At 55.6% G+C, this 23,941-nt stretch carries 24 protein-coding genes; 2 read left to right on the top strand and 22 right to left on the bottom strand.

The features are described from left to right. The first annotated feature begins 73 nt into the window (after positions 1–73). Positions 74–601 (top strand): flavodoxin, encoded by a 528-nt coding sequence (locus tag C7E10_RS10595; protein WP_105327244.1) that lies wholly within the window; start codon positions 74–76, stop codon positions 599–601. On the opposite strand, the gene C7E10_RS10590 is transcribed toward C7E10_RS10595, so the two are convergent. Continuing rightward, positions 598–1,485 (bottom strand): LysR family transcriptional regulator, encoded by an 888-nt coding sequence (locus C7E10_RS10590; protein ID WP_105327243.1) that lies wholly within the window; start codon positions 1,483–1,485, stop codon positions 598–600. The genes C7E10_RS10595 and C7E10_RS10590 overlap by 4 nt on opposite strands. Before the next feature lie 126 nt (positions 1,486–1,611). Between C7E10_RS10590 and C7E10_RS10585 the strand changes: the two genes are divergently transcribed. Next, the gene (locus tag C7E10_RS10585; RefSeq protein ID WP_105327242.1) at positions 1,612–2,604 is read left to right on the top strand and encodes an aldo/keto reductase; all 993 of its coding nucleotides are present in this window, start codon (positions 1,612–1,614) and stop codon (positions 2,602–2,604) included. An 80-nt stretch (positions 2,605–2,684) separates the two neighbouring features. Here the strand turns inward: C7E10_RS10585 and nrdR are convergent, their stop codons facing one another. The 21 genes from nrdR to carB form a co-directional block, all read right to left on the bottom strand. Further along, entirely contained in the window at positions 2,685–3,161 is a 477-nt protein-coding gene (gene nrdR, locus C7E10_RS10580; RefSeq protein ID WP_105327241.1) for a transcriptional regulator NrdR, read from the bottom strand. Between the two features lie 22 nt (positions 3,162–3,183). Further along, complete coding sequence (gene ftsZ / locus C7E10_RS10575; RefSeq protein ID WP_105327452.1) at positions 3,184–4,296, bottom strand: cell division protein FtsZ; 1,113 nt, start codon at positions 4,294–4,296, stop codon at positions 3,184–3,186. Positions 4,297–4,426: 130 nt separating this feature from the next. Next, positions 4,427–4,753 (bottom strand): small basic family protein, encoded by a 327-nt coding sequence (locus C7E10_RS10570; RefSeq protein WP_105327240.1) that lies wholly within the window; start codon positions 4,751–4,753, stop codon positions 4,427–4,429. Continuing rightward, positions 4,750–5,445 (bottom strand): DUF881 domain-containing protein, encoded by a 696-nt coding sequence (locus C7E10_RS10565; protein ID WP_105327239.1) that lies wholly within the window; start codon positions 5,443–5,445, stop codon positions 4,750–4,752. Before C7E10_RS10565 ends, C7E10_RS10570 begins: the two co-directional genes overlap by 4 nt. Before the next feature lie 14 nt (positions 5,446–5,459). Beyond that, positions 5,460–6,491 carry a cell division protein FtsQ/DivIB gene (locus tag C7E10_RS10560; protein ID WP_105327238.1) on the bottom strand — a complete coding sequence of 344 codons (1,032 nt, stop codon included), beginning with the start codon at positions 6,489–6,491 and terminating at the stop codon, positions 5,460–5,462. 1 nt (position 6,492) lies between these two features. Continuing rightward, entirely contained in the window at positions 6,493–7,425 is a 933-nt protein-coding gene (locus C7E10_RS10555; protein ID WP_105327237.1) for a D-alanine--D-alanine ligase family protein, read from the bottom strand. After that, entirely contained in the window at positions 7,418–8,812 is a 1,395-nt protein-coding gene (gene murC / locus C7E10_RS10550) for a UDP-N-acetylmuramate--L-alanine ligase (RefSeq protein WP_105327236.1), read from the bottom strand. The genes C7E10_RS10555 and murC overlap by 8 nt, the downstream gene beginning before the upstream one ends. Continuing rightward, complete coding sequence (gene murG / locus C7E10_RS10545; RefSeq protein ID WP_105327235.1) at positions 8,812–9,930, bottom strand: undecaprenyldiphospho-muramoylpentapeptide beta-N-acetylglucosaminyltransferase; 1,119 nt, start codon at positions 9,928–9,930, stop codon at positions 8,812–8,814. The genes murC and murG overlap by 1 nt, the downstream gene beginning before the upstream one ends. Positions 9,931–9,941: 11 nt before the next feature. Then, positions 9,942–11,318: a UDP-N-acetylmuramoyl-L-alanine--D-glutamate ligase gene (gene murD, locus C7E10_RS10540; protein WP_105327234.1), complete on the bottom strand. Its 1,377-nt coding sequence runs from the start codon at positions 11,316–11,318 to the stop codon at positions 9,942–9,944. A gap of 18 nt (positions 11,319–11,336) precedes the next feature. Further along, on the bottom strand, positions 11,337–12,296 hold the full coding sequence (mraY, locus tag C7E10_RS10535) for a phospho-N-acetylmuramoyl-pentapeptide-transferase (RefSeq protein ID WP_105327233.1): 960 nt from the start codon (positions 12,294–12,296) through the stop codon (positions 11,337–11,339). Next, the gene (locus C7E10_RS10530; RefSeq protein ID WP_105327232.1) at positions 12,293–13,675 is read right to left on the bottom strand and encodes a UDP-N-acetylmuramoyl-tripeptide--D-alanyl-D-alanine ligase; all 1,383 of its coding nucleotides are present in this window, start codon (positions 13,673–13,675) and stop codon (positions 12,293–12,295) included. Before C7E10_RS10530 ends, mraY begins: the two co-directional genes overlap by 4 nt. Continuing rightward, positions 13,668–15,161 (bottom strand): UDP-N-acetylmuramoyl-L-alanyl-D-glutamate--2,6-diaminopimelate ligase, encoded by a 1,494-nt coding sequence (locus C7E10_RS10525; protein WP_105327231.1) that lies wholly within the window; start codon positions 15,159–15,161, stop codon positions 13,668–13,670. Before C7E10_RS10525 ends, C7E10_RS10530 begins: the two co-directional genes overlap by 8 nt. A gap of 94 nt (positions 15,162–15,255) precedes the next feature. Continuing rightward, positions 15,256–15,540 carry a septum formation initiator family protein gene (locus tag C7E10_RS10520; protein WP_231085874.1) on the bottom strand — a complete coding sequence of 95 codons (285 nt, stop codon included), beginning with the start codon at positions 15,538–15,540 and terminating at the stop codon, positions 15,256–15,258. A 157-nt stretch (positions 15,541–15,697) separates the two neighbouring features. After that, on the bottom strand, positions 15,698–16,627 hold the full coding sequence (gene rsmH, locus C7E10_RS10515) for a 16S rRNA (cytosine(1402)-N(4))-methyltransferase RsmH (protein WP_199614568.1): 930 nt from the start codon (positions 16,625–16,627) through the stop codon (positions 15,698–15,700). 13 nt (positions 16,628–16,640) lie between these two features. After that, positions 16,641–17,072 (bottom strand): division/cell wall cluster transcriptional repressor MraZ, encoded by a 432-nt coding sequence (mraZ, locus tag C7E10_RS10510; protein WP_105327229.1) that lies wholly within the window; start codon positions 17,070–17,072, stop codon positions 16,641–16,643. A 347-nt stretch (positions 17,073–17,419) separates the two neighbouring features. Then, a complete protein-coding gene (locus C7E10_RS10505; RefSeq protein ID WP_105327228.1) occupies positions 17,420–17,638 on the bottom strand; it encodes a DUF1858 domain-containing protein in 219 nt (72 codons plus the stop codon). A gap of 95 nt (positions 17,639–17,733) precedes the next feature. Further along, the gene (pyrE, locus tag C7E10_RS10500; protein ID WP_105327227.1) at positions 17,734–18,306 is read right to left on the bottom strand and encodes an orotate phosphoribosyltransferase; all 573 of its coding nucleotides are present in this window, start codon (positions 18,304–18,306) and stop codon (positions 17,734–17,736) included. Further along, complete coding sequence (pyrF, locus tag C7E10_RS10495) at positions 18,303–19,025, bottom strand: orotidine-5'-phosphate decarboxylase (protein ID WP_105327226.1); 723 nt, start codon at positions 19,023–19,025, stop codon at positions 18,303–18,305. Before pyrF ends, pyrE begins: the two co-directional genes overlap by 4 nt. Further along, entirely contained in the window at positions 19,025–19,969 is a 945-nt protein-coding gene (locus tag C7E10_RS10490; protein ID WP_105327225.1) for a dihydroorotate dehydrogenase, read from the bottom strand. Before C7E10_RS10490 ends, pyrF begins: the two co-directional genes overlap by 1 nt. Beyond that, on the bottom strand, positions 19,963–20,730 hold the full coding sequence (locus C7E10_RS10485; RefSeq protein WP_105327224.1) for a dihydroorotate dehydrogenase electron transfer subunit: 768 nt from the start codon (positions 20,728–20,730) through the stop codon (positions 19,963–19,965). The genes C7E10_RS10490 and C7E10_RS10485 overlap by 7 nt, the downstream gene beginning before the upstream one ends. A 3-nt stretch (positions 20,731–20,733) precedes the next feature. Then, positions 20,734–23,940 (bottom strand): carbamoyl-phosphate synthase large subunit, encoded by a 3,207-nt coding sequence (carB, locus tag C7E10_RS10480; protein ID WP_105327223.1) that lies wholly within the window; start codon positions 23,938–23,940, stop codon positions 20,734–20,736. Position 23,941: the final 1 nt, after the last annotated feature.

Raw genomic sequence — 23,941 nt, 5'->3', positions numbered from 1 at the left:
TACAATACAAGTAATCCAAAAAACAACCAACCATTCCCGGCCCCTTAGCCGGTTCCAAGAAAGGATGATTCCTATGAGTAAAACCTTGCTTCTCTACTATTCCCGGTCAGGGGAAAACTACGTGAACGGCCGGATTGTTTCCCTGCCGGTTGGGCAGACCAAAAAGGCCATCCAATACCTGGCAAAGGCCACCGGCGCCGACACCTTTCAGGTGGAAACGGTGAAACCCTACAGTACGGATTATCACACCTGCACCCAACAGGCCCTGGAGGAGCTGCACACTGGCGCCCGGCCGGCGATTTTACAGCCCCTGACGGATATTTCCGCCTACGACAAGGTGGTAATTGCGGGGCCCTGCTGGTGGGGCACCTACCCTATGGCAATCTTTACCCAGGTGGAAATGCTGGACTTTACCGGAAAAACCATTTATCCCCTGCTGACCCACGAGGGCTCTGGCCTGGGCCACGCCGCAAAGGATCTGCTAAAGGCCTGCAAGGGCGCCCGTCTGGGCCAGAGCCTGGCTATTCAGGGAGCCGCCGTAGATGCTTCAGAAAAGCAGCTGCTGGACTGGGCCAGGGCCTGCGGCCTAAAACAGGCTTAGCAGGGAAAATCCGGCTGCCCGGCGTACAGCTCCTGGAGCAGGGCAACAAACTGCCAGACACTGGTGCGGCGGTCCTCCTTGTGGGTACACAGCACGCAGGGCAGGGTTTCCGGACATTCAAAGGGTATCCAGGCAAAGGCCCCAGTATGGTCGTTGAGAAACCCTGGGGACAGCACGATTCCCCGCTGGGAGGCCACATAGGTCAGGGACATGTCGTGGCTTTCACTGTTGAAATATTGGCAGCCGGTATGCTCCACCACCCGGCGCTGGACCTGACGCAGGGGGTCCTGGGAAGGGCCGCCCACCATCAGGGTCCGATCTGCCAGGTCCTGCTCCGTAATTCGCGTTTTTTGGGCCAGTGGGTCATCCTGCCGGGTCACCAGATAAATCTTGCTGTCAAACAGAGGATGCAGCTGCACATCTGGCAGATGGCGCACATCCCCCTGGTAGGCAAAGCAGATATCGTACTCGCCTTTAAGAAATGCTTCGATGCCCCGATGCCAATCAAAGCCAGGGGTTACAGAAATCCCCGGATGCTCCTGTTCGAAACGCTCCAGGGCCTGGGGCAAAAAGTACAGCGCCGAACGGATGGGCATTACCAGCCGGAGATTCTCCTGGAATCGGGCCGCAAAGTTCTGTCCCTGCTCTACGGCAATCCGCAGTTCTGTCATCACATTCTGCAAGGTAGTGACAAACTGCTCCCCGGCTGGGGTCAGAGCTGCCCCTCGGCCGGAACGGTCAAACAGCCGGAAACGGATTTCTTGCTCTGCCAATTTAATCTGGTAGGTCAGGGTGGGCTGGGAAATATAAAGGTTTTCCGCCGCCCGGTTAAAGTTGCCGGTTCGGGCCAGCTCCAGAATATATTCCATCTGTTTGGTATTCACACACGTCCCTCCCTGTCAATTCATTGATTGTTATTGCTTTTATTGTACCTGGGGCATCGCTCCGGAACAAGTCAAAAAAGAAAAAGTCCTGCAAAAATGCAGGCACTATAAAAAGGAGAATCAGTTATGGACTACGTTAAGTTTGGCAATACCGGCATGGAGGTTTCCCGGATTTGTCTAGGTATGATGAGCTTCGGAAAGCCCGGTGCGGAAAATGGTTTGTTTCCCTGGGCGCTGGACTACGAAGCCGGCAAGCCCCTGTTCCACCGGGCCCTTGAACTGGGCATCAATTACTTTGATACCGCGAATGTGTACCAAATGGGCAGCAGCGAAGAAAATACCGGCCGCTACATTCGGGAATTTGGCCTGAACCGGGATGAAATCGTGGTGGCCACCAAGGTGAATTTTGCCATGCGGCCCGGCCGTCCCAATGGCGGCGGCCTGTCCCGGAAGAACATTCTGGCAGAAATCGACCACAGTCTGGAACGTCTGGGGCTGGATTACGTGGATGTGTACCAGATTCACCGGCTGGACCCCAATACCCCCATGGAGGAGACCCAGGAAGCCCTCCACGACGTGGTAAAAAGCGGCAAGGCCCGGTACCTTGGTGCTTCCACCATTTTTGCCTGGCAGCTGGAACGGCTGCAAAACCTGGCCGCCCAGCACGGCTGGACCCAGTTTGTATCCTTGCAGCCCCAGTACAATTTAATCTACCGGGAAGAAGAACGGGAAATCCTGCCCCTGTGCCAAGACCGGAAAATGGCCGTGGTGCCCTGGAGTCCCCTGGCCGGCGGCCGCTGTGCCCATCCCTGGGGCACCATAACCCCCAGGACCAAGGTGGATACGGTCTCCCCTCTGGTGTGGGATGCCACCAAGGAGCAGGATAAAAAAGTGGTGGATAACCTGGCTGCCGTCGCCCAAAAACACGGACGCTCCATGGCCCAGGAAGCCCTGGCCTGGCTTCTGTCCAAGCCCTCTATTACAGCTCCCATTGTGGGCTGCACCACGGTACAGCACGTGGAAGAAGCGGTAAGCGCCCTGTCCATCCACCTGGACGAAGAAGAAATCAAAGCTTTGGAGGCACCCTATGTGCCCCACGTGAAAACCGGACTGTACTAATTCCAAACTGCATATGAGAAAAAGGCACAGCGCTAAGCGCTGTGCCTTTTTGCAGTCAGGTTGTCCGCACTGCCGGCGGATTATTTCTTGTCCGTATCGGGACCGCCCTTTTTCAGCATGTTTTGAATTTCCTGCATGAAGCTGTTCACATCGGCAAACTGCCGGTAAACAGAGGCAAACCGTACGTAGGCAATCTGGTCAATCTTTTCCAGATACTTCATGACAGTTTCGCCAATCTGGGTGGACTTGATTTCGTTTTCTCCGCTGGCCCGCAGTTCCCCTTCGATTTGGGAAGCCAGGGACTGGATCTGCTCATAGGAGAAGGGTCTCTTTTCAAAGGCCCGCAATAATCCGGCCAGAAGTTTCTTGTTGTCGAACATTTCCCGGCGGCCGTCCTTTTTGATGACCAGCAGGGGAACTTGTTCATACTTTTCGTAAGTGGTGAAACGCCGTCCACATTTGGGACATTCTCTTCTGCGTCTGATGGATGCCCCATTATCAATAGAACGGGAATCGACTACCCGGCTGTCGCCGTAAGAACAGAATGGACATTTCATAACTTACACCCCCTTCTACTGCTTATTTGTTGCGAATCCAGGGTGGAATCTCCGAAGAAGGAGAAGTGAAGGAGCTTACCTTAGCAGAAGCCGCAGATTCAGCTTTTTGGGTGAAACGGCTTTGCTGGGTTTCCGGTTTTACAAAGCTTTGGGGTCTGGCAGAGGTGGAGCCTTTGCCTTCGTCAATACCGGTGGCAATCACGGTTACCCGGATTTCGTCTTCCATGCTTTCGTCAATGTTGGCACCGAAGATGATGATGGCATCTTGGTCTACCACGTCGGTAATAATCTTGCTGGCTTCGTTCACGTCCATCAGGGACAGGTTAGGGCCGCCGGTGATGTTCAGCAGTACGCCCTTGGCGCCTTCGATAGTGCTGTCCAGCAGCGGGCTCTTTACAGCAGCTTCTGCAGCGGCAGCAGCGCCTTCGTCACCCTTGGAAGAACCAATACCCATCATAGCACTGCCAGCGTTGCTCATAACGGCTTTTACGTCGTTGAAGTCAACGTTGATCAGGCCAGGAACGGAAATCAAATCACTGATGCCCTGTACGCCCTGACGCAGTACGTCATCGGCCAGTTTGAAGGCATCTTTCATGGAAGTTCTCTTGTCTACAACCTGCAGCAAACGGTCGTTGGGGATGGTGATCAGCGCATCTACTTTTGCTTTCAGGTTGGCAATCCCTTGTTCAGCTACATTGTAACGACGACGGCCTTCGAAGGAGAAGGGTTTCGTTACAACGCCCACGGTCAGGGCACCAGCATTTTTGGCCATTTCAGCCACTACATGAGCAGCACCGGTACCGGTACCGCCGCCCATGCCAGCGGTAATGAAGACCATGTCTGCACCTTTTACAACTTCTGCCAGTACATCCTTGGATTCCTCGGCAGATTTTTCACCTACTTCAGGATTGGCACCGGCTCCCAGGCCTCTCGTTTCGTCTTCACCAATTTGAATCTTGGTGGGCGCACTGGATTTTTGCAGAGCCTGAGCGTCGCAGTTGACAGCAACAAATTCCACCCCCTGCAACCCGGCTTCGATCATACGATCAACGGCGTTATTGCCGCCCCCGCCTACACCGATAACCTTTATTTTTTCCAGGGGCTGATCCAGCTTATCCTTATCTGCCTCAAACATCATACCATGGTCCTCCTAATCTATTTTCTTTCTAAGATTGAGTAGTTCTAAAATAACACTATACTGTATAGTATATCATCTGACAGGTAATATTTCACGCACTTTTCATGCAAAACGCCAACTTTTTCCGTTACTTTTTCATGAAGAGCCGGCGAATGATCGCAATATTGTTGAAAATCCTCAGGCCAAAGGCAATAAGCGCCACATAATACAGGTCTATGCCCAATCTCATGCCAAAGTAGCAGAGAAAAACCGCAAAAAGTCCGTTGGCGAAAAAGCCGCTGATGAAGATGCTGTTGTTGTAATGGCCTTCCTTGGCGGAACGAAAACCGCCGAAGGCTGCGTCCAGGCAGGCCATAAAGGCCACCGCCACCAGTTTGGCGTAGGCTTGGGGAAAGACCGGCAGGTACACGCCGATGGCGATGCCCAGAGCCAGGCCAGCCACTGCATAAATCATGACTTGCCTCCTTCCACCGCTTTGGCATATTCAAAATGCCGGGTGCCCTTAAAGGCCGGAATGATGATTTCCTTCTTCTGGGCTACGTCCACCTGGATGCCCCAGAATTTCAGGGTTTCCACCACGCCGCCCCGCATCCGGAGCGCTCCTTCCAGGGTCTTGGGGTCCCCAATGGCTCGGATGACGTAGGGCGGGGTAAAGCGGGTGTTGTTCACCGATACCGTAGGACCGGCACAGCGCACCTCGGAAACGTCCAGGAGCCGCTCGTCGTTGATGGACAGTGCTTCTGCCCCAGCGGCCCTGAGCTCGTTCAAGAGCCGCAGCAGGTCGTCGTCATGGATAATGTACAGGTTGGGGTTTTCCCCGTTTTTGGGGGTCACCTTACTGTCGTCCAGGGTTACCAGGACCCCGGGGCCCTGCACCTGGGTTTCCCCAGCCTTGAGCTTCAGGCTTTGCAGGACTTTCGCGTCGGTTCCCGAGCCCTGGGCTTCCAGTTTTTCCAGCCGTTCCGTCAGCACCTTGTTTTCTTTTTCCGTATTTTGCAGCTTTTCGGCCAAATCCTCAGCCCGCTGCTGGTTCAGGGTGTTGTGCCTGGCATTTTCTGCACTGCGGAATTGGGTGGAAATCATGGTGCCCAGAATCAGGCAGACCAAAAATAAGAAGAACTTTTCCCGTTTTCCATTTAGTAACATAAGTCCCCCATTCTTTATTGCAGTTTCACGTAGGGTTTGTCGTAGGTCAGATCAATATATTTTGCTTTGATTTTTTTGGACTCCAGTTCCTGGCAGATGGCAATGAACGTATCCATTTTTTCTTCCCCGTTCTGGTAGGTTCCGATAATAATGGGAACACCGCCTTCTAGGAAAATCTTGATGCTTTTCTGGTCGTCCATGGCAATTTCCGTAATCCGTTTCTTCAGGTCGGGCTTCAGCTTGCTGAGAAAATCCAGAAGCCCCAGCACGTCCTGGTTCTTGATTACGTCGCCCTTTTGCACCTGGCCCACATAGCACCCGGATACATAGGGCGCACTGTCGTCAGGAATGCCGGGCTGCAAATCGATGACGTGGCCGGTACGGTCTAGCTTGGCGTATTCTCCTCCTTCGCAGGCTACGTACAGGGCCGGCTGCCGCTCCTTGATTACTACCCGGAGCACGTTGGGCCAGCCGTAGGACACGGAGGAGGATTCCACCCGGTAATCGTTTTGCAGCGCTTTGGCCAGGCTTTTTTTGTCCACGTTAAAGATGTTCAGGGGCGTGGGCACATTCCCCCACTGGTTGATTTCTTCCCGGGTCACCCGGCTGTTGCCCTGGACGTCCAGCCGTCCAAAGGCCAGCCAGGGCTGGTGCAGCAGCACGTAGGAGGCCACTAGCAGCAGAATGGAGCCCAGCATGAGAAAGAGCTTCACCTTGTTCAGCCGGCGTCTTTTCCGGATTCTCTGCCGGGTGGTCAAATGCTCCAGGTTTTCCTCCGGAGGAGTACTGCGCTTATTGCGGCGCCGTTCATGGTAGGTGGTCCGGCTACGAGGCGCGTTTGCCTCCTCCGCCTTCTTTTCCCGCTCCCGCTGCTCTACTTCCTGCCAGCGTTCCCGGGCTTCCCGTGCCTCCCGGGCTTCCCGCAGCTGCCGCTGGAAAGCCCGTTCTTCCTGGACGGGAGCCTGCTCTCGTTGTTTCTCCCGGGCTTCCTCCTGACCGCTTTTTCTGGTGTGAAGCCGGGGGCGAAAAACCTTTGGCTTGTTCATTTTAATGAGCCGTCAGCAGAATTTTTTCACACAGGTCGGGGAAGGAAATCCCCATGGCAGCCGCAGCCTTGGGAATCAGGCTGGTAGCGGTCATCCCCGGAATGGAGTTGACTTCCAGGGCAATGCAGCTGCCATCGTCAGCCAGCATCAGGTCCACCCGGGCAACCCCGTGGCAACCCAGGGCGTTATAGGCAGCCACTGCCACCTGCTGGAGCTTCTGCGTGGTTTCTTCGGAAAAAGGTGCCGGGCAGGTATAGGTGGTTGCGCCCTTGGTGTACTTGGAATGGAAATCGTAGGAGCCGGAGTGGGGCTCAATGAGCACCAGGGGCATGGGAATGGCCTTGCCATCCTCGCCCATCATGACGCCGGCAGCCACTTCCTTGCCTTTAAAGAAGGCTTCGGCCAGTACCCGGTCACCGTAGGAGAAGGCTTCTTCCAGGGCGCTGTCCAGTTCAGCCTCGCTTTTAACGATAACTACACCAATGCTGGAGCCCTGGGCCACCGGCTTTACCACTACCGGCAGGCCCAGTTCCTTGAGAATCTGTTCCTTGGGGCTGACGGCATCGTGCTTGTTCAGGTACAGGCAGCGGGCCGTGGGCACATGGTTGTTTTCAAACAGGTGCTTGGTATAAGCCTTGTCCATGGCCAGGGCGCTGGCCAGCACCCCGGAACCGGTATAGGGAATGCCCAGCATTTCCAGGACGCCCTGGAGCCGGCCGTCTTCCCCGTACAGTCCATGAACGGCGTTAAAGACCACCTTGGCGCCGCTTTCCTTCAGCTGCTCTACAAAATGAGCCGGATCCAGGTCGATGGCTACGGCGTTGTAGCCCTTTTCCTGCAAAGCGGCCAAAATGGCGTTGCCAGTCAAAAAGGAAATTTCTCTTTCTTTGGACGGACCGCCCATAACCACTGCGACTTTGTCTTCTTTACGCATTTGCTTCACTCCGTTCTAATGCTTGCACTAACTGCTCCCCCAGCCGGTAGATGTCCCCGGCGCCCATGGTAATCACCAGGTCGCCTGGCCGAACTTCCCGTTCCAGGGTTTCTTCGATTTTATCCTGCCCAGAAATATAACGGACCTTTTGTCCGGTGGTTTCGGCAATCTTGTGGGCCAGCATTTCCCCGCTGACGCCGGGAATGGGGTCTTCGCTGGCAGCGTAGATGTCGGTGATGATCAGCTCATCACAGTCCTTGAAGGCCACCGCAAACTGGTCCAGGAGAAGCTGGGTCCGGGTATAGCGGTGGGGCTGGAACACGCAGACCAGTCGTTCCGGCTGGGTCTGCCGGGCAGCCTTTAAGGTCACGGCAATTTCCGTGGGATGGTGGGCGTAGTCGTCCACTACCCAAACGCCGCCAACCTTGCCCTTGGTTTCAAAACGGCGCTTGGCACCGCTGAAATGGGCCAGGGAGGCCAGAATGCTTTCCAGGGGGATACCCAGTTCCCGGGCGGCGGCAATGGCCCCCAGGGAGTTTAATACGTTATGACGGCCGGGGACAATGAGCTGCCCCTTGCCGATGACTTCGTTCTTATACAGGATATCATAGGTGGTGCCGTTTTTGCCGTATTCGATATTTTCTGCCCGGTAATCGGCGTCCTTGCTGTCGATGCCGTAGGAGATTACGGTCTTGCCGGTCTTTTCTCCCAGGGCCCGGACCTTGGCGTTATCGTAGCACAAGATGGCCTTGCCGTCTTCCTTAATCTGCTCCACAAATTTGGCAAAGGCTGCCTGGATGTTTTCTTCGCTGCCGTAATGGTCCAGGTGGTCATTTTCGATATTGGTAATCACCGCCAGGTAGGGATGGAATTTCAGGAAGGAGCCGTCGCTTTCGTCGGCTTCTGCCACCACATAATCGCTTTTGCCGTTGACGGCATTGCTGCCCAGGTTGTTAACGATGCCCCCTACCACGATGGTGGGATCCAGGCCCCCTTCACAGGTAATGCAGGAGAGCATGGAGCTGGTGGTGGTCTTGCCATGGGCGCCGGCTACGGCCACGCCCTTGTGTTTGTTCATGAGATAGGCCAGCACATCACTTCTGTGGATTACCGGTACCTGTCTTTTTTTGGCTTCCACCAGTTCAGGGTTGTCCGGATGGATGGCGGTAGAAACCACCACCACTTCCGCCCGTTCAATCTGGCAGGCAGAATGGCCGATGAAAACCAGGGCCCCTTCTTTGGCCAGGTTGGTGGCCATGTAGCCCGGTTTGGCATCTGAGCCGGAAACCTGGTAGCCCCGTTTGATCATAACATACGACAGGGCACTCATACCGGCGCCGCCGATACCGATAAAATGTATATTTTTGATTTTATCCAAATCCAGCACTATGCGTTCCTCCTATCACGTTCTGCCAAAGCCAGCGCCTCCTGGGCAATGGTTTCAGCTGCCTGAGGCATACCTGCTTTGCAGGCGCTGCGATGCATCATGGCTAAGACTTCTTCATCTTTCAGCAGACTTTCTACTTCCCGCAGCAAAATTTCTCCGCTAAGGTCCTTGTCCAGGACCACCTTGGCTGCCCCCAGGGCTGCCAGGGCACGGGCGTTAAATTTCTGATGGTTGGCCGTGGCGTAGGGATAGGGAATCAAGATGGACGGGATTCCCTTGACCATCAGTTCCGCCAGGCCAATGGCCCCGGCCCGGGAAACGGCTACGTCCGCAGCCGCCAGGGCCAGGGGCATATCGTGCAGGTAGGGCACAATGTGCAGGTTGTCCGCCTTGAGCAGGTTTTCTCCCAGGGCTTCAATATGGCTCTGGTACCCCTGCTGGCCGGTGGCATGGAGAATCTGGATATGCCGGTCGCCGGCTAGGGCCTTTTCCACCGCAATCATGCTTTGGTTGATGGAACGGGCGCCCCGGCTGCCGCCAAACACCAGCAGGGTTTTCCGGCTGGGGTCCAGCTGAAATTTGGCAATTCCCGCAGACCGTTCGGCCACAAGGATTTCCTTGCGCACCGGGTTGCCGGTAAAGATTTTCTTGGCGTGGGACGCAAAGTACCGGGCCCCTTCCTTGTAACCCAAAAAGACTTCATCCACAAACCGGGAGAGAATCTTGTTGGTTACCCCGGGCATGGCATTCTGCTCCTGAATGGCCGTGGGTACCCGCTTCAGGGCGGCCCAAAACAAAATGGGGCCGCACACGTAGCCGCCGGTACCGATGACCAGGTCGGGGTTAATCCGGTTCAGCAGCTGGTAGGCCTCGCTGAGACCCACCACCAACTTTCCGGCGCTTTTCAGGGTACCTAGCCCCAAATGGCGCTCAAACCCGGCCACTTCAATAAATTCCAGGGGATAGCCGTACCGGGGAATGATATCTTTTTCCAGGCCCTTCCGGGTTCCCACGAAGGTGATTTCCGCAGAGGGCTCCAAATCTCGTATGGCATCAGCAATGGTCAGCGCCGGGTAGATATGACCGCCCGTGCCGCCGCCTGAAAGGATTACTTTCACAATCTAGCCTCCTACGCGTTTTCCTGCTGTTTTTCCAGTTTCCGGACCAGTTCCTTGAAATATCTCCCCCGCTGCGGATAGTTGTCAAACATATCATAGGACGAGCAGGCAGGAGAAAGGAGGACCACTTCCGGCGGCTGGGCCAGGCTGGCTGCTTTATTCACGGCATCGTCAAAACTGCCGTCAATCATATAGATGTTCTTTACGCCGTTTTTCACCGCGGCTTCGTAGAAACGCTGCCGGGCTTCGCCCAAAAGAATCAGGGCATCGGTCTGGCGGGCTGCCACCTGCATAAATTCGGTCAGGTCCGTCAGCTTATCATGGCCGCCGGCCAAAAGGATTACGTGGCCGTCCTTAAAGGCTTCCATGGCCTTCACGGCGGAGTCCGTATTGGTGGCCTTGGAATCGTTGTAGTAGGGTACGCCCTTGATGGTGGTTACGTATTCCAGCCGGTGTTCCACGCCTTGGAAGTTCTTCAGGACCTTGGCCATGTTTTCCGGGGCAACGCCGGCAAAGTAGGCGCAGCACAGGGCTCCCAGCACGTTTTGTTCGTTGTGGGAACCGAAAATCTTCATGTCGGAAACCTGGAGAATCCGCTGCTTCTTGCCGTCCAGGTTCAGGACGAACCAGCCGTCTTCAATATAGGCGCCTTCATCCAGCTGTTTTTGGGTGCTGAAGAACACCACCCGGCCCTTGGCACGGGGAGCCAGAGCCACGCAGTTGGCATCGTCAGCGTTCAAAATCAGTACGTCCTCCGGCTGTTGGTGAGCAAAAATATTGGCCTTGGCGTTAATGTAGTTTTCCATGTTGCCATGGCGTTCAAAATGGTCCGGCGTAATGTTCACAATCAGGGCAATGTTCACCCGCATGGTGGTGACGCCTTCCAGCTGGAAGCTGGACAGTTCGGCAGCCACGTAGGAATCTGCGTCCAGATTGATGACCTCTTTGGACAGAGAGCGGCCAATGTTGCCGGCCACCGCCGTCTTTACCGGCAGGGTATCCAGCATTTCCCCCACCAGCGTGGTGGTTGTGGTCTTGCCGTTGGTACCGGTAATGCCAATCCATTTGCCTTTGTACAGCCGGCTGGCTTCTTCTGCTTCCCCGATGATTTCTACGCCCAGTTCCCTGGCTTTTTTCACCGTATCGGTGGTAAAGGGAATCCCCGGGGAGATGATCATCAGCTTACTTCTTTTCAGTTCATCGGTGGGATCCACTTCGGTCATAAACAGGCCGCCCACTGCCCCAAAGGCAGTGCACCATTCCGGTTCCAGATCCACGTCCGTATCATTATATAAAACGACCTCCTCGCCCTGGTCTGCCAGGACTTCGGCCACACCTTGCCCGCTAATACCTGCTCCGTATACAAAAATTGCCCGATTGTCTGCCATTTTACATTACCCCCTCATTTATCGACAGATAAATAATAGTACTCCCAAAAGGGAGAAAACGCAACTGATCAGGAAAAATCTCTTGACCACCTGCACTTCAGGCCAGCCGCCCAGCTCAAAATGGTGATGCAGGGGGCTCATCCGGAAGATTCTCTTGCCATGGGTCAGCTTGAAATACGTGACCTGCATAATCACTGACAGGGCTTCCAGCACGTAAATGCCGCCAATCAGGACCAGGAGCAGTTCCGTATGGGTTGCAATGGCACAGGCCGCTACAGCGCCGCCCAGGGCCAAGGAACCGGTATCACCCATGAACACCCGGGCAGGATGGTGGTTGTACACCAAAAAACCCAGGCAGCAGCCGCAAACGCCCAGCGCAAACAGCATTTCCGCCGGCAGGTGGCTGAGATACCCAATGTAAGCAAAGGCCAGCATGACCGGCACCGTAACACTGGCTGCCAGGCCATCCAGACCATCGGTCAAATTCACTGCGTTGGTGGTTCCCACCAGCAGCAGGAGCAGGAAAACATAGTAACCGGCACCCAGGGAAACCGTGGTGTTGACCAGGGGAATCCACACGCTGGTGCTGTAGACGCTGACGGCTCCCGGATACAGCAGATACACGGCGGCTACCAGAATCTGGAGCAGCATTTTCTGCTTGGAGGTCAGGCCCAAATTCCGATGGAAGAAAATCTTCAGACCATCGTCAATAAAACCAATGACCGCATAGCCCAAGAACAGCCACAGGGCCAAAAAGACCCGGCCGCTCAGGGGAATCCACACCAGGGTGGAAACCAAAAGGGCTGCAATCATCATGAGACCGCCCATGGTGGGGGTCCCGCTTTTCTTCAAATGTTCCTTGGGGCCGCATTCCCGGATGCTTTGGCCAAAATGCCATTTGTGCAGCAGCGGCAGCAGCAGCCGGCCAAAAAGTACGGTAAGGACAAAGGAGGTTACCAGCATGCCAAGAGCACTCATGCGTCAGCGCCTTCTTTCCCAAAGACCAGGGGAATCACCTGGTCCACTGCCATGGAATGGGAGCCCTTGCACAGGACCACATCCCCCGGCTGAAGAATTTTTTGGAGCAGCCGGGCGGCTTCTTCCTTGTTTGCCGCATAGGTAACGATGACGCCCCGTTTGGCGGCAGCCTCACCTATATATTTAGCTTCGGTGCCGTAGACAATCAACTCTTTCACGCCGCAGTCCGCAGCCCATTCCCCTACCTGGGTATGGCCGCTTTGGGAGTGGGCTCCCAGTTCCAGCATATCGGCCAGAACGGCAACCGCCCGGCCCCGGCCCTGGTTTTTGACCAGGTCTCGTAGGGTTTCCAGGCCCGCCTTCATAGAGGCAGGGCTGGCGTTATAGGCGTCGTTGATAACCGTAATGTCCCCAAAGTGCAGGACTTCCTGGCGCATCCCCGTCATGGCAGGGTGCTCCAGAGCCCCAGCAATGGCTCCATCGGCCACCCCGTAGACTTCAGCCACGGCAATGGCCGCCAGGGCATTCATTACGTTGTGCCGGCCGGCCAGGGGCAGGTGCACCGCCTGGGTCTGGCCGGTAACCCGGCTGCGGTAGGTAAAGTCCGTGCCCAGGCCGGTAGGCGTAAGGGAGAGGGCTTTCACGTCGCAGTCTGCGTCGATGCCGTAGGTGGTTACCTTAGCGCCGGTGGGCATCACGGACACCCGGGGGTCATCTCCGTTCAGGAAGGCGTGATTGGCTGGGGTAAAGTCTTCCAGGATTTCACTTTTGGCCTTGGCAATATTTTCCAGGCTGCCCAGCAGCTCCAAATGGGTGTCCCCCACATTGGTAATCACTGCTGCGTCGGGCAGGGCCAGTTTTTTCATGGCCCGAATCTGGCCCAGGCCCCGCATTCCCATTTCCACTACGGCAAATTCCGTGTCGTCCTGGATGGTGAACAGGGTCTTGGGCAGGCCGATTTCGTTGTTGAAGTTGGCCTGGGTCTTGATGACCCGGTACTTGGCGGACAGGCAGGCGCTAATCAGGTCCTTGGTGGAGGTTTTTCCGTTGGAACCCGTAATGGCAATCACCGTTACCTTTGGCTTGCTGAGCCGGTAGGCAGAGGCCAGCTTCTGGTAGGCGTCCAGGGTGTCTTTGACCACCAGGCATTTGCCCGGGTCCACCCCTTCCGGCACATGGTCCACCACGGCGGCAGCTGCACCGGCGGCAAGGGCCTTGCTGACAAAGGCGTGGCCGTCAAACTTTTCTCCCCGGAGGGCGACAAAAAGAGTTCCCGGCGCAAGCTGTCGGGAATCGGTGGTTACATCGGTAAATACGGTGTCCGCCGGCAGACTGGTTTCCACCGGCAGGGCGCGGGTCACTAAAGCTATATCAATCATGGAGTTTCCCCTTTTGTACAAAGTCTCTTACTACTTCCCCATCATCGAAATGGATGGTGCGGTCCTTCAAAATCTGGTAATTCTCATGGCCTTTGCCGGCAATGAGCACCACGTCGCCTTTTTGGGCGTGGCCTACGGCAAATTCAATGGCGTCCTTCCGGTCGGTAATCTTGTGGATTTCCTTGCCGGGGGCAGCGCCCTGCATACCGGCTTCAATATCCCGGATAATAGCTTCCGGATCCTCGCTCCGGGGATTGTCGGTGGTAACCACAATCTGGTCGGCCAAATCCAAGGCCAATTTGCCCATAATAGGGCGCTTTTTGGCATCCCGGTCCCCACCGCAGCCAAAGACCACCCACAGCTTGCCCTGGGTAATCTGGCGGGCGGTATGGAGCACGTTTTCCAGGCCGTCCGGGGTATGGGCATAGTCCACCACCACGGTAGCGTCCTGGCCGGCGTCAATGAGCTGGAAGCGGCCAGGCACCCCGCCGAACTGGTCCAGGCCCTGAATGACTTCTTCCCGGCTGAGACCTTCGGCCAGGGCGGCGCAAACCGCCGCCATTACATTATATACGTTAAATTCCCCGGTAATATGGAGCTGCAGGTCCATTTCCCCAGCAGGGGTCTGGAGGTTCAGTTCCATATGACGGGCACCTACGTGGAAGGACAGGGGATATACAGCGTTCTCCGGGCCCTTGCCGTAGGTCAGGATTTTGGTTTTCACCCGGTTCATAATCAGCGGGGAGCTGGGGTCATCGCTATTGAAGATGGCCGTTTTGCCAGGTTTCTTCCCCAGGTGCAGCCGGGTAAACAAGAGGGCCTTGGCCTCCCGGTAGTTTTCCATGGTCTTATGGAAATCCAGGTGGTCCTGGGTAATATTGGTGAGCACCGCCGTATCGTATTCGATGCCGGCCACCCGATTAAGGGCCAGAGCGTGGGAAGACACTTCCATCACCACGTAGTCGCAGCCGGCCTGCTCCATGCGGTACAGGGTCCGCTGCAAATCCACCACATCGGGGGTGGTATTATGGCTGACTTCACTTTCCTCGCCGATCATAATGGAGATGGTGCCAATCAGGCCCACCTTATGACCGCAGCGGGTCAGCAGATTGCGCAGAATCGTCGTGGTGGTGGTCTTGCCGTTGGTGCCGGTTACCCCGATGACCCGCATTTTCTCTGCGGGATAATCGTAGAACCAGGGGGCCAGGGCCGTCATGGCGGCCGTGGTATCCTTTACCCGGATCAGCACCACGCCGGGCACAGTGGGCACGTCCTCCTCCACCAAAATGGCAGCAGCCCCTTGGGCCGCAGCCTTGCCAATGTAGGCGTGGCCATTGGTATGCACGCCTTTTAAACAGATGAACAGGCCGCCAGGACCTGCCGTACGGGAATCAATGGTCAAATCCGTGATTACCTGATTTTCTACTGTTCCTGTCACCACTGCCTGGGGCAGCTGCTGCAGCACGGCTGCCAGCTTTTTTTCCATGTTCAATTCCTCCAATTATAAGAAAAGCAGCCTTTCCGGCTGCTTCTGTGTAATGTACCGCGGCAAGGGGGAGTCCGGTACTCCGCCTGCCGTGTTATTTTTTCCCGGGCGCGTTATCAGTTCCATCCACCCGCACGTAAATATTGCTTCGGGCTGTGCTCATCCCCAGCTCTTTGCTGGCGATGCTGGTAATCCGTTCCGGACTTTTCAGCCGCTCCACATCAATTTTCAGGGTTTCGTTCTCGTCCAGGCATTCCGCCTCAACTTTTTTCAGCTGGACCAGCTCATTGCTTTTCACAATGTACTGCTGGCTCAGCACCACGTTCCCGAAGTAACATAATACACCCAACAAGAACAAAAACACAACCTGGCGACGCAAAATCTTCGTCTCCCTTTGTTTATTTTTTTCCGAAGGTTCTTCTTCGGTAGTTTCCGGCTCTTCCTGTACAGCGGAAGATCCGTAATTATAGCTGATATCTTTAGACCATAGTTCATGGCGCGAATTCTTCCGAGTATACATCGCTTCTCTCCTCAAGTCAAATCTTAATGGCGCCTCTTAGCCGGGCGCTTCTGGCCCGGGGGTTATCGGCCAGTTCTGCTTCCGAGGGGGTAAAGTCTTTCAGTTTCTTGAGTTCCGGCTTATGGCCGCAGACGCACACCGGCAGTTCCGGCGGGCAGATGCAGCCCTTGGCCATGCGCTTGAAAGCCTGCTTGATGATCCGGTCTTCCAGGGAATGGAAGGTAATAACCCCAATCCGTCCCCCGCTTTTCAGATGGGCCACGGCTGTTTCCATGGTTTTGTCCAGGATTTTCAGTTCATCGTTGACCTCAATCCGAATGGCCTGGAAGGTCCGTTTGGCAGGGTGGGGTCCATCCTGCCGGGCGCCCTTGGGAATGGCTGCCTTGATCACATGCACCAGGTCAAAGGTGGTCGCAAGCGGCTTTTCTTTCCGGGCAGCCACAATAAACTGGGCAATCCGGCGGCTCCAGCGTTCTTCCCCGTACTTGTAGATCAGCTCTGCCAGGGCTTCTTCTGAATAGGTATTGACCACCTTGGCAGCGGTCAGGGACCGTTCCTGGTCCATGCGCATATCCAAGGGCCCGTCATGCATATAGGAAAAGCCCCGCTCCGGCGTATCCAGCTGATAGGAGGATACCCCCAGGTCAAAAAAAATACCGTCCACGGCGGCAAGTCCCAGTTGGTCCAGAATGTCTCCCAGATTCCGAAAATTGTTGTGCACAATCCGGACCTGGCAGGGTGCTCCCTTGAGCTTTTCGGTGGCGGCGGCAATGGCGTCCTCGTCCTGGTCGATGCCAATCAGCAGCCCTTCCGGAGCCAGCTTTTGGGCAATCCGGCTGGAATGGCCAGCCCCGCCCAGGGTGCAGTCCACATAAATCCCCTGGGGGTCGGTAACCAGCCAGGAGACACTTTCTTCTAACAACACACTTTTATGTACAAATTCCATATTCAGTCCCCGTTTACAATGATTCAAAATCCAGTTCTTCTACCAATTGCGCTACATCATCTTCTACAGCACTGGTGTAAGCGGCGTACCGCTCAGCATCCCATATTTCGGCCTTGCTCCCCACCCCTACAATCAGGACCCGGTCCTGGATTTTGGCATAGGTACGCAGGTTGGACGGCAGGAGGATTCTCCCCTGCTTGTCCGGCTCCACTTCTGCGGCGCCGCCGAAAATAAAACGGGAAACGTCTCTTTCCTTATGTTTGGGCATCATTTTTTGGGAAAAGCTAACTTGCAGTTTTTCCCAGGCTGCCATGGGATACACATCCAAACACCCATCCACGCCTTTGGTAACTACAAACGGTGTGCCCAAGGTTTCACGAAGCTTTGCAGGCATGAACAGACGGCCTTTGGCATCAATGGTATGTTCGAACTCTCCCATCAGCATATCTGTTCACCCCCTTCGCTCCACTTTTCACCATTTTTCACCATTATAAAACCTTTTCGGCAAAAAATCAACGAATTCACGCCGAATCGTGACAATTTAACTGAAGTTTCGGTGTTCTCGCCATTTATGGCCGAAAATATGCATAAAATTATTTTTACTCACTTATTTTCTTTGTTTTAAACGTTCTATAAACAATAGCTAGTACATTACAAGGGTATTTGGGCTGTACCGTTTTCGAACTGTTATCAGTTTCAGTACAGCTCTATTCCCCCCAAAACGCAAAAAAATCCCTTTACCGAAAGAACTTCTCTCGGTAAAGGGATTTACGCAGCCAGTCTAGCCAGCTCTTAGTTTTCTCCGCCTTCCACAGCGGCAATGCAGTCGTTGATGTCTGCAATCAGGGCTTCTACATCAATGCCATGGGCGGAGGCGCCTTGGCCGATGGTTTCGAAGTTGGCAGCCATGCAGCCGATGCAGCCCAAACCATATTGCATGAAAATGTCAATAATTTCGGGGTGCAACTGCACCGTTTCTATAATGCTGGAATCTGCAGTAACTTTTTCCATGGGAATCCTCCTCAAGAATCTATTTATCTAACCCTATTATACCATAATTTGTCAATAAGGCCGCCCGTGGGAAGCGTTCCCAGGAAGGGGCCGGCTTATTTGCCGGTACGGCCCCGTTGGGTCAACGGTACGCCGGCCTTGCACAGGGGGCAGTCCTCAGGTTTGAAAGCTTCCACTTCCAATTGCAGCAGGGGTTCCGTGCGCACGCCAAAGTCCACCTTGCCGCCGCTCCGGTCTACCAACAGGCCCACGCCTACCGGCACGCCGCCTTCGCCCTTGACCACGTCCAGTACTTCCTTGACGCTGCCGCCGGTGGTTACGATATCTTCCACAATCAGCACCCGGGTGCCCGGTTCAATGTGGAAGCCCCGTTTGAAGGTCATTTTCCCGTTGACCCGTTCCGTAAAGAAGAACTGGGTGCCCAGGTTCTTGGCCACTTCATAGGCCAGGAGAATACCGCCGGTCATGGGGCCTACCACCAGTTCCACATTATCGTTGATAAAGCGGCTGGCCAGTTCCTTGCACAGGGCTTCGGTATACCGGGGCTGCCGCAGTACGTTAAATTTTTCCACGTACATGGGGCTGTGCAGGCCGCTGGTCAAAAGGAAATGGCCGTGCATGACAGCCTGGGTTTCTTCGAGCATACGCAGTACATTCTTATCGTTCATATTGCCGCCTCTTTCATTTCTTCCAAGATTTTTGCTGCCGCTGCCTTTTTATCCGCAGCCTGGGTAATGGGCCGGCCCACCACCAAATGGGTGGAACCGTTTTCCAGGGCTGCCTTAGGAGTGGCAATCCGGCTTTGGTCGTTCTTTGCGGACCAGGCCGGCCGAACGCCCGGGGTTACAATGAGAAAATCCTTGCCGCAGGCCTTGCGGATTTCCCCAGCTTCCCGGGGAGAAGCCACTACCCCATCCAGGCCGCTTTCCTTGGCCAGCTGGGCCAGGCTCAGCACCTGCTGGGCAATGGGCTGGGCATAATGGAGCTGCTCCCACTGGGCGTCATCCATGCTGGTAAGCACGGTAACGGCAATGAGTTTGGGAGCGGGTCTATGCAGGGCCGCCGCAGCAATCCGCACCGCCTTGGCACCCTCTGCCATCATTTTGGCGCCGCCCACTGCGTGGACGTTCAAGATGTCCACTCCCAGCCGGGTAAGTACCGCCAAGGAATGGGCCACCGTATTGGGAATATCCTGGAGCTTCAGGTCCAGGAACACCTTTTTGTTCTTTTCTTTGAGATAGGTAATGATTTCCGGGCCGGCTGCATAAAACAGCTCCATACCCACTTTATAAAAGCTCAGGGAATCCCCCAGTTCCTCCACAAAGGCCTTGGCCTCAGCAAAGGACGGGAAATCCAAAGCTGTAATCAAGCGATCTTTAGGGTCCATTAGGCTTCTCCTCTGCCGGGCAGGGCACGTCCCCTCAGTTCTTCCAGGGAAGAAAGCTGCTGGGCTTCCAAATAGCCCTGAATCCCCTCACTGATGTGCTGGGCCAGGCCCGGATCCGTAAAGTTGGACGTACCAACAGCTACCGCAGTGGCGCCGGCCAGGATAAATTCTATTGCATCCTGCCAGCAGGTAATGCCGCCCATGCCGATAAGAGGCACCTTAACAGCCTGGGCCACCTGGTACACCATCCGCACGGCCACCGGCCGCACCGCCGGGCCCGAGAGCCCGCCCATAATATTGCCCAAAACGGGTTTTTGGGTGGTAATGTCGATTTTCATTCCCACCAAAGTATTAATGAGAGAAATGGCATCGGTACCGGCAGCTTCCACCGCCCGGGCAATTTCCGTAACATCTGTTACATTGGGGGACAGTTTGGTGATTACCACCTTGCTGGTCCGGGCCTTGGCGGCTTTCACCACCTGGGCCGCAGCCCCGCAGTCCGTACCAAAGGCCAGACCGCCTTGGGCCACGTTGGGGCAGGACACGTTCAGTTCGATGGCATCTACCCCTTCCACGTCCAGCATGGCCGCCAGCTCCCCGTATTCTTCTGGGGTATTGCCGTCAATGTTGACGATGATGGGGCTTTTCGTCACCTGCCGCAGGTGGGGCAGGGTTTCCTTCAGGAACACTTCCACGCCGGGGTTTTCCAGGCCTACGCAGTTCAGGATACCCGAAGGGGTTTCCACAATACGCTGGCCCTTGTTCCCCGCCCGGGGTTCCAGGGTGGTGCCTTTTACGGTAATGGCCCCCACCTGGTCAAGGTCCAGGAAATCCGTAAATTCCAGGCCAAAGCCAAAGGTGCCGGAAGCCGTGGTCACCGGGGTTTTCATAGTCATGCCGGCGATTTTCACCGTCATTCTGGGATCCTCACAGGGTTTTACCATTCTGTCACCTCCCCGCTCCAAAATACCGGGCCGTCCTTGCAGACCTTTACCCGTTTGCCGATGCCGCTGCAGGTGCAGGACAGGCAGGCGCCCAAGCCGCAGCCCATGTATTTTTCCAGGGAAATCTGGCAGGGTACGCCGGCCTTGTCCACTTCGGCCACCACTGCCCGCATCATTTTGGAGGGGCCGCAGACGTACACACAGTCATACAGACCCTTGGCCAGCAGCTGGGGCAGCACAGCGTTTACCGTACCCATGACGCCGCAGGAGCCGTCATCGGTGGTTTCGTACTGGAGGCCCGTCTTGTCCTTGAACAGGTCCACCCAGAACAGTTCCGCCTTGGTCCGGCCGCCAATGAGCACGTCGGGCTTGGCGCCCTTGTACTCGGCTGCCAGAAAATGCAGGGGAGCAAGACCCATGCCGCCGCCGACTAATAGCGGCCGCTTGGCCTCCATAGCAAAGCCGTGGCCCAGGGGCCCCAAAAGATCCACGGGGCTGCCCACGGCCAGTTTGTCCATCAGTTCCGTGGTCTCCCCTACAATCCGGTACATCAATTGCAGGGTTCCCCGGTCCCGGTCCACCCCGGCCACCCCAAAGGGGCGGCGCAGCAGGGGAACGGAAAGGTGGTTCAGTTTGAGGGTTACAAATTGTCCCGGCTGTGCCGTTTTGGCAATTTCCGGTGCCTTGATTTCCATCAGGCGTATATCCTGGGACAGCTGTTTCTTGAACAGCAGGGTCCCTTCAACCTTATATGCAGTCATACCTTACTCCGTTTTCAGATCTTGCAGCGCAATGACGCTGTTGATCCGCTGGTGGGCCATAGCCGCCATAGCGTGCTGGAGAGCCCGGGCCGTATCCAGGGAAGTCAGGCAGGGAATGGCGTGTTCTACCGTGGACCGACGAATCTTGAAGCCATCCCGGGTGGCATCCTGGCCATGGGTGAAGGTGTTCACTACCATGCAGATGCGGCCTTCCTTGATATCGTCCAGCAGGTTGGGCTTGCCGGCGCTGGCTTTTTCCACATGGCTTACAGGAATCCCGTGACTCTTCAGGTATTCTGCGGTGCCCTTGGTAGCAGCCAGGTCATAGCCCAGGTCTGTAAAGCCCTTGGCAATGGGTACTACTTCTTCCTTATCCTGGTTGGCTACGGTAATGAGGATGGTTCCTTTTTCCGGTACTTCGATGCCGGCAGCAATGCAGGCCTTGTACAGGGCTTTGGGGAACTTGTCATCGATGCACATGACTTCACCGGTGGATTTCATTTCAGGTCCCAAGGTGATGTCCACATCGGTCATCTTGTTGAAGGAGAACACCGGAGCCTTCACCGCCACGTAATCCGGGAAAGGTTTCAGGCCGGCCTTCAGGCCCTGTTCCGGCAGGCTGACGCCCATGGCGCATTTGGTGGCCACGTCCACCATGGAGATGCCGGTAACCTTGCTCAGGAAGGGTACGGTACGGCTGGATCTGGGGTTCACTTCAATGACGTACAGCTGGTCGTCCCGGACGATGTACTGGATATTGATCAGGCCGTGTACAGAAAGGCCCAGGGCCAGTTTGTTGGTATGGTCAATGATGGTGTCAATGATGTGCTGGCTGAGAGTCCGGGGCGGATATACCGCGATGCTGTCCCCGGAGTGGACCCCGGCTCTTTCCACGTGTTCCATAATCCCAGGAATCAGAACGTTCTTGCCGTCGCAGATGGCGTCCACTTCCACTTCGGTGCCCATCAGGTAATGGTCCACCAGTACAGGGTGTTCATGGGAAGCCTTAACGGCGTTGTTCATATAGTAGCGCAGTTCTTCCGGGTTGTAGACGATTTCCATGGCCCGGCCGCCCAGTACGTAGGAAGGACGCACCATCACAGGATAACCGACTTTTTCGGCAGCCTTCAGGGCGCCGTCAATATCAAATACGGTGCAGCCTTTGGGACGGTCGATGTTCACGGCGGTGAGCAGCTGTTCAAACCGTTCCCGGTCTTCTGCCCGGTCAATATCGTCGACAGAGGTACCCAGAATCTTCACGCCGCATTCGTGCAGGGGGCCGGCCAGGTTAATGGCGGTCTGGCCGCCGAATTGGACGATAACCCCTTCCGGCTGCTCCCGGTCGATCACGTTCAGTACGTCTTCCAGGGTCAGCGGTTCAAAGTACAGCCGGTCAGCGGTATCAAAGTCCGTGCTGACGGTTTCTGGGTTGTTGTTGATGATGATGGTTTCGTAGCCCAGGTCCTTCAGGGCCCACACGGAGTGTACGGAGCAGTAGTCGAATTCTACGCCCTGGCCAATCCGGATAGGACCGGAACCCAGCACAACCACCTTTTTCTTGTCGGTGTCTTCCACTTCGTCCTCTACCCCATAGGTGGAATAGTAGTAGGGCGTTTCCGCATCGAACTCGGCGGCGCAGGTATCTACCATCTTGAAGGTAGGAATGATCTTCCATTCTTTCCGCAGGCTGCGGATTTCCAGGCCCTTCTTGCCGGTAAAGTGGCCAATGGCCTCATCGGCAAAGCCTCTTACCTTGGCTTCCCGGAGCAGTTCCGGGGTCAGGGGGCCGGCAGCCAGCTGCTTTTCGATTTCGGTAATATGGCGAATCTTCCGCAGGAAGAACTTGTCAATCTTGGTGATGTCGTGGGCTTGGTCCACGGTCATGCCTCTGCGGAACGCTTCAGCAATGGTGAACAGCCGCTCATCGTCCACTTTCTTTACCTTTGCAAACACTTCGGCGTCGGTAAGCTTGTGGAGTTCGGGCATATCCATATGGATCAGGCCGATTTCCAGGGACCGCACTGCCTTCAGCAGGCCGGCTTCCATGTTCCGTTCAATGGCCATGACTTCGCCGGTGGCCTTCATCTGGGTGCCCAGGGTATGGTCAGCATGAACGAACTTGTCAAAGGGCCAGCGGGGAATCTTCAGGACCACATAGTCCAGGGTGGGTTCGAAGCAGGCAGAGGTCTTCTTGGTAACGGCATTTTCGATTTCGTCCAGGGTGTAGCCGGCTGCAATCTTGGAGGCCACTTTGGCAATGGGATAGCCCGTTGCCTTGGAAGCCAGGGCAGAAGAACGGCTGACCCGGGGATTTACTTCAATAACAATGTATTCTTCGGATTCCGGGTTCAGGGCATACTGCACATTGCAGCCCCCTTCTACGCCCAGTTCCCGCACGATGTCGATGGCGGCGGTACGAAGCATCTGGACTTCCCGATCCGTCAGGGTCTGGCAGGGCGCTACCACGATGCTGTCGCCGGTATGCACGCCCACCGGGTCGATATTTTCCATGTTGCAGACGGTGATGCAGTTGTCGGCGCTGTCCCGGATAACCTCGAATTCGATTTCTTTCCAGCCTGCCACGCTGCGTTCAATCAGGGCCTGGCCAATCAGGGAGTACATCAGACCCTTGGTGGTGATATCGTCCAGTTCTTCGTCGTTGTGGGCAATACCGCCGCCGGTGCCGCCCAGGGTGTAGGCCGGGCGCACAATCAGGGGGTAGCCTGCGGTCTTGGCAAATTCCTTGGCCTCAGCCACGCTTTCCACAATGGTGCTGGGAGGAATGGGCTGGTGCAGTTTTTCCATGGTTTCCTTGAACAGTTCTCTGTCCTCGGCTTTCATGATGCTGGCAATCTGGGTGCCCAGCAGCTGCACGTTGTATTTTTTCAGGATGCCTTTTTTATCCAGCTCAATGGCCAGGTTCAGGCCCATTTGGCCGCCCAGGGTGGCCAGCAGGGAATCCGGGCGTTCCTTGGCAATAACGCTTTCCAAAAATTCCACATCCAGGGGTTCTACATAAACCCGGTCGGCAATGTGTACGTCGGTCATAATGGTGGCCGGGTTGCTGTTGACCAGCACCACTTCCAGCCCTTCTTCTTTCAGGGCCCGGCAAGCCTGGGTCCCTGCATAGTCAAACTCTGCAGCCTGGCCGATAATGATAGGACCGGAACCGATTACCATGACTTTCTTGATATTTTCTTTTTTTGGCATA

The organism is Acidaminococcus hominis, from assembly GCF_900291475.1.
In the GTDB taxonomy this organism is placed as follows: Bacteria; Bacillota; Negativicutes; order Acidaminococcales; family Acidaminococcaceae; genus Acidaminococcus; species Acidaminococcus hominis.
Note: the sequence above shows the minus strand (reverse complement) of the source record. Positions and strands in the feature narration are given on the sequence as shown.

Bases quoted from the DNA above. Each gene is read 5' to 3' on its own strand.
- C7E10_RS10530 (WP_105327232.1), bottom strand. From the start codon at position 13,675: ATGATTGATATAGCTTTAGTGACCCGCGCCCTGCCGGTGGAAACCAGT.
- rsmH (WP_199614568.1), bottom strand. From the start codon at position 16,627: ATGGAATTTGTACATAAAAGTGTGTTGTTAGAAGAAAGTGTCTCCTGG.
- C7E10_RS10585 (WP_105327242.1), top strand. From the start codon at position 1,612: ATGGACTACGTTAAGTTTGGCAATACCGGCATGGAGGTTTCCCGGATT.
- C7E10_RS10595 (WP_105327244.1), top strand. From the start codon at position 74: ATGAGTAAAACCTTGCTTCTCTACTATTCCCGGTCAGGGGAAAACTAC.
- C7E10_RS10490 (WP_105327225.1), bottom strand. From the start codon at position 19,969: ATGGTAAAACCCTGTGAGGATCCCAGAATGACGGTGAAAATCGCCGGC.
- C7E10_RS10485 (WP_105327224.1), bottom strand. From the start codon at position 20,730: ATGACTGCATATAAGGTTGAAGGGACCCTGCTGTTCAAGAAACAGCTG.
- C7E10_RS10570 (WP_105327240.1), bottom strand. From the start codon at position 4,753: ATGATTTATGCAGTGGCTGGCCTGGCTCTGGGCATCGCCATCGGCGTG.
- ftsZ (WP_105327452.1), bottom strand. From the start codon at position 4,296: ATGTTTGAGGCAGATAAGGATAAGCTGGATCAGCCCCTGGAAAAAATA.
- C7E10_RS10565 (WP_105327239.1), bottom strand. From the start codon at position 5,445: ATGTTACTAAATGGAAAACGGGAAAAGTTCTTCTTATTTTTGGTCTGC.
- C7E10_RS10555 (WP_105327237.1), bottom strand. From the start codon at position 7,425: ATGCGTAAAGAAGACAAAGTCGCAGTGGTTATGGGCGGTCCGTCCAAA.
- C7E10_RS10505 (WP_105327228.1), bottom strand. From the start codon at position 17,638: ATGGAAAAAGTTACTGCAGATTCCAGCATTATAGAAACGGTGCAGTTG.
- murD (WP_105327234.1), bottom strand. From the start codon at position 11,318: ATGGCAGACAATCGGGCAATTTTTGTATACGGAGCAGGTATTAGCGGG.
- nrdR (WP_105327241.1), bottom strand. From the start codon at position 3,161: ATGAAATGTCCATTCTGTTCTTACGGCGACAGCCGGGTAGTCGATTCC.
- C7E10_RS10560 (WP_105327238.1), bottom strand. From the start codon at position 6,491: ATGAACAAGCCAAAGGTTTTTCGCCCCCGGCTTCACACCAGAAAAAGC.
- carB (WP_105327223.1), bottom strand. From the start codon at position 23,940: ATGCCAAAAAAAGAAAATATCAAGAAAGTCATGGTAATCGGTTCCGGT.
- mraY (WP_105327233.1), bottom strand. From the start codon at position 12,296: ATGAGTGCTCTTGGCATGCTGGTAACCTCCTTTGTCCTTACCGTACTT.
- C7E10_RS10525 (WP_105327231.1), bottom strand. From the start codon at position 15,161: ATGGAAAAAAAGCTGGCAGCCGTGCTGCAGCAGCTGCCCCAGGCAGTG.
- pyrE (WP_105327227.1), bottom strand. From the start codon at position 18,306: ATGAACGATAAGAATGTACTGCGTATGCTCGAAGAAACCCAGGCTGTC.
- mraZ (WP_105327229.1), bottom strand. From the start codon at position 17,072: ATGCTGATGGGAGAGTTCGAACATACCATTGATGCCAAAGGCCGTCTG.
- pyrF (WP_105327226.1), bottom strand. From the start codon at position 19,025: ATGGACCCTAAAGATCGCTTGATTACAGCTTTGGATTTCCCGTCCTTT.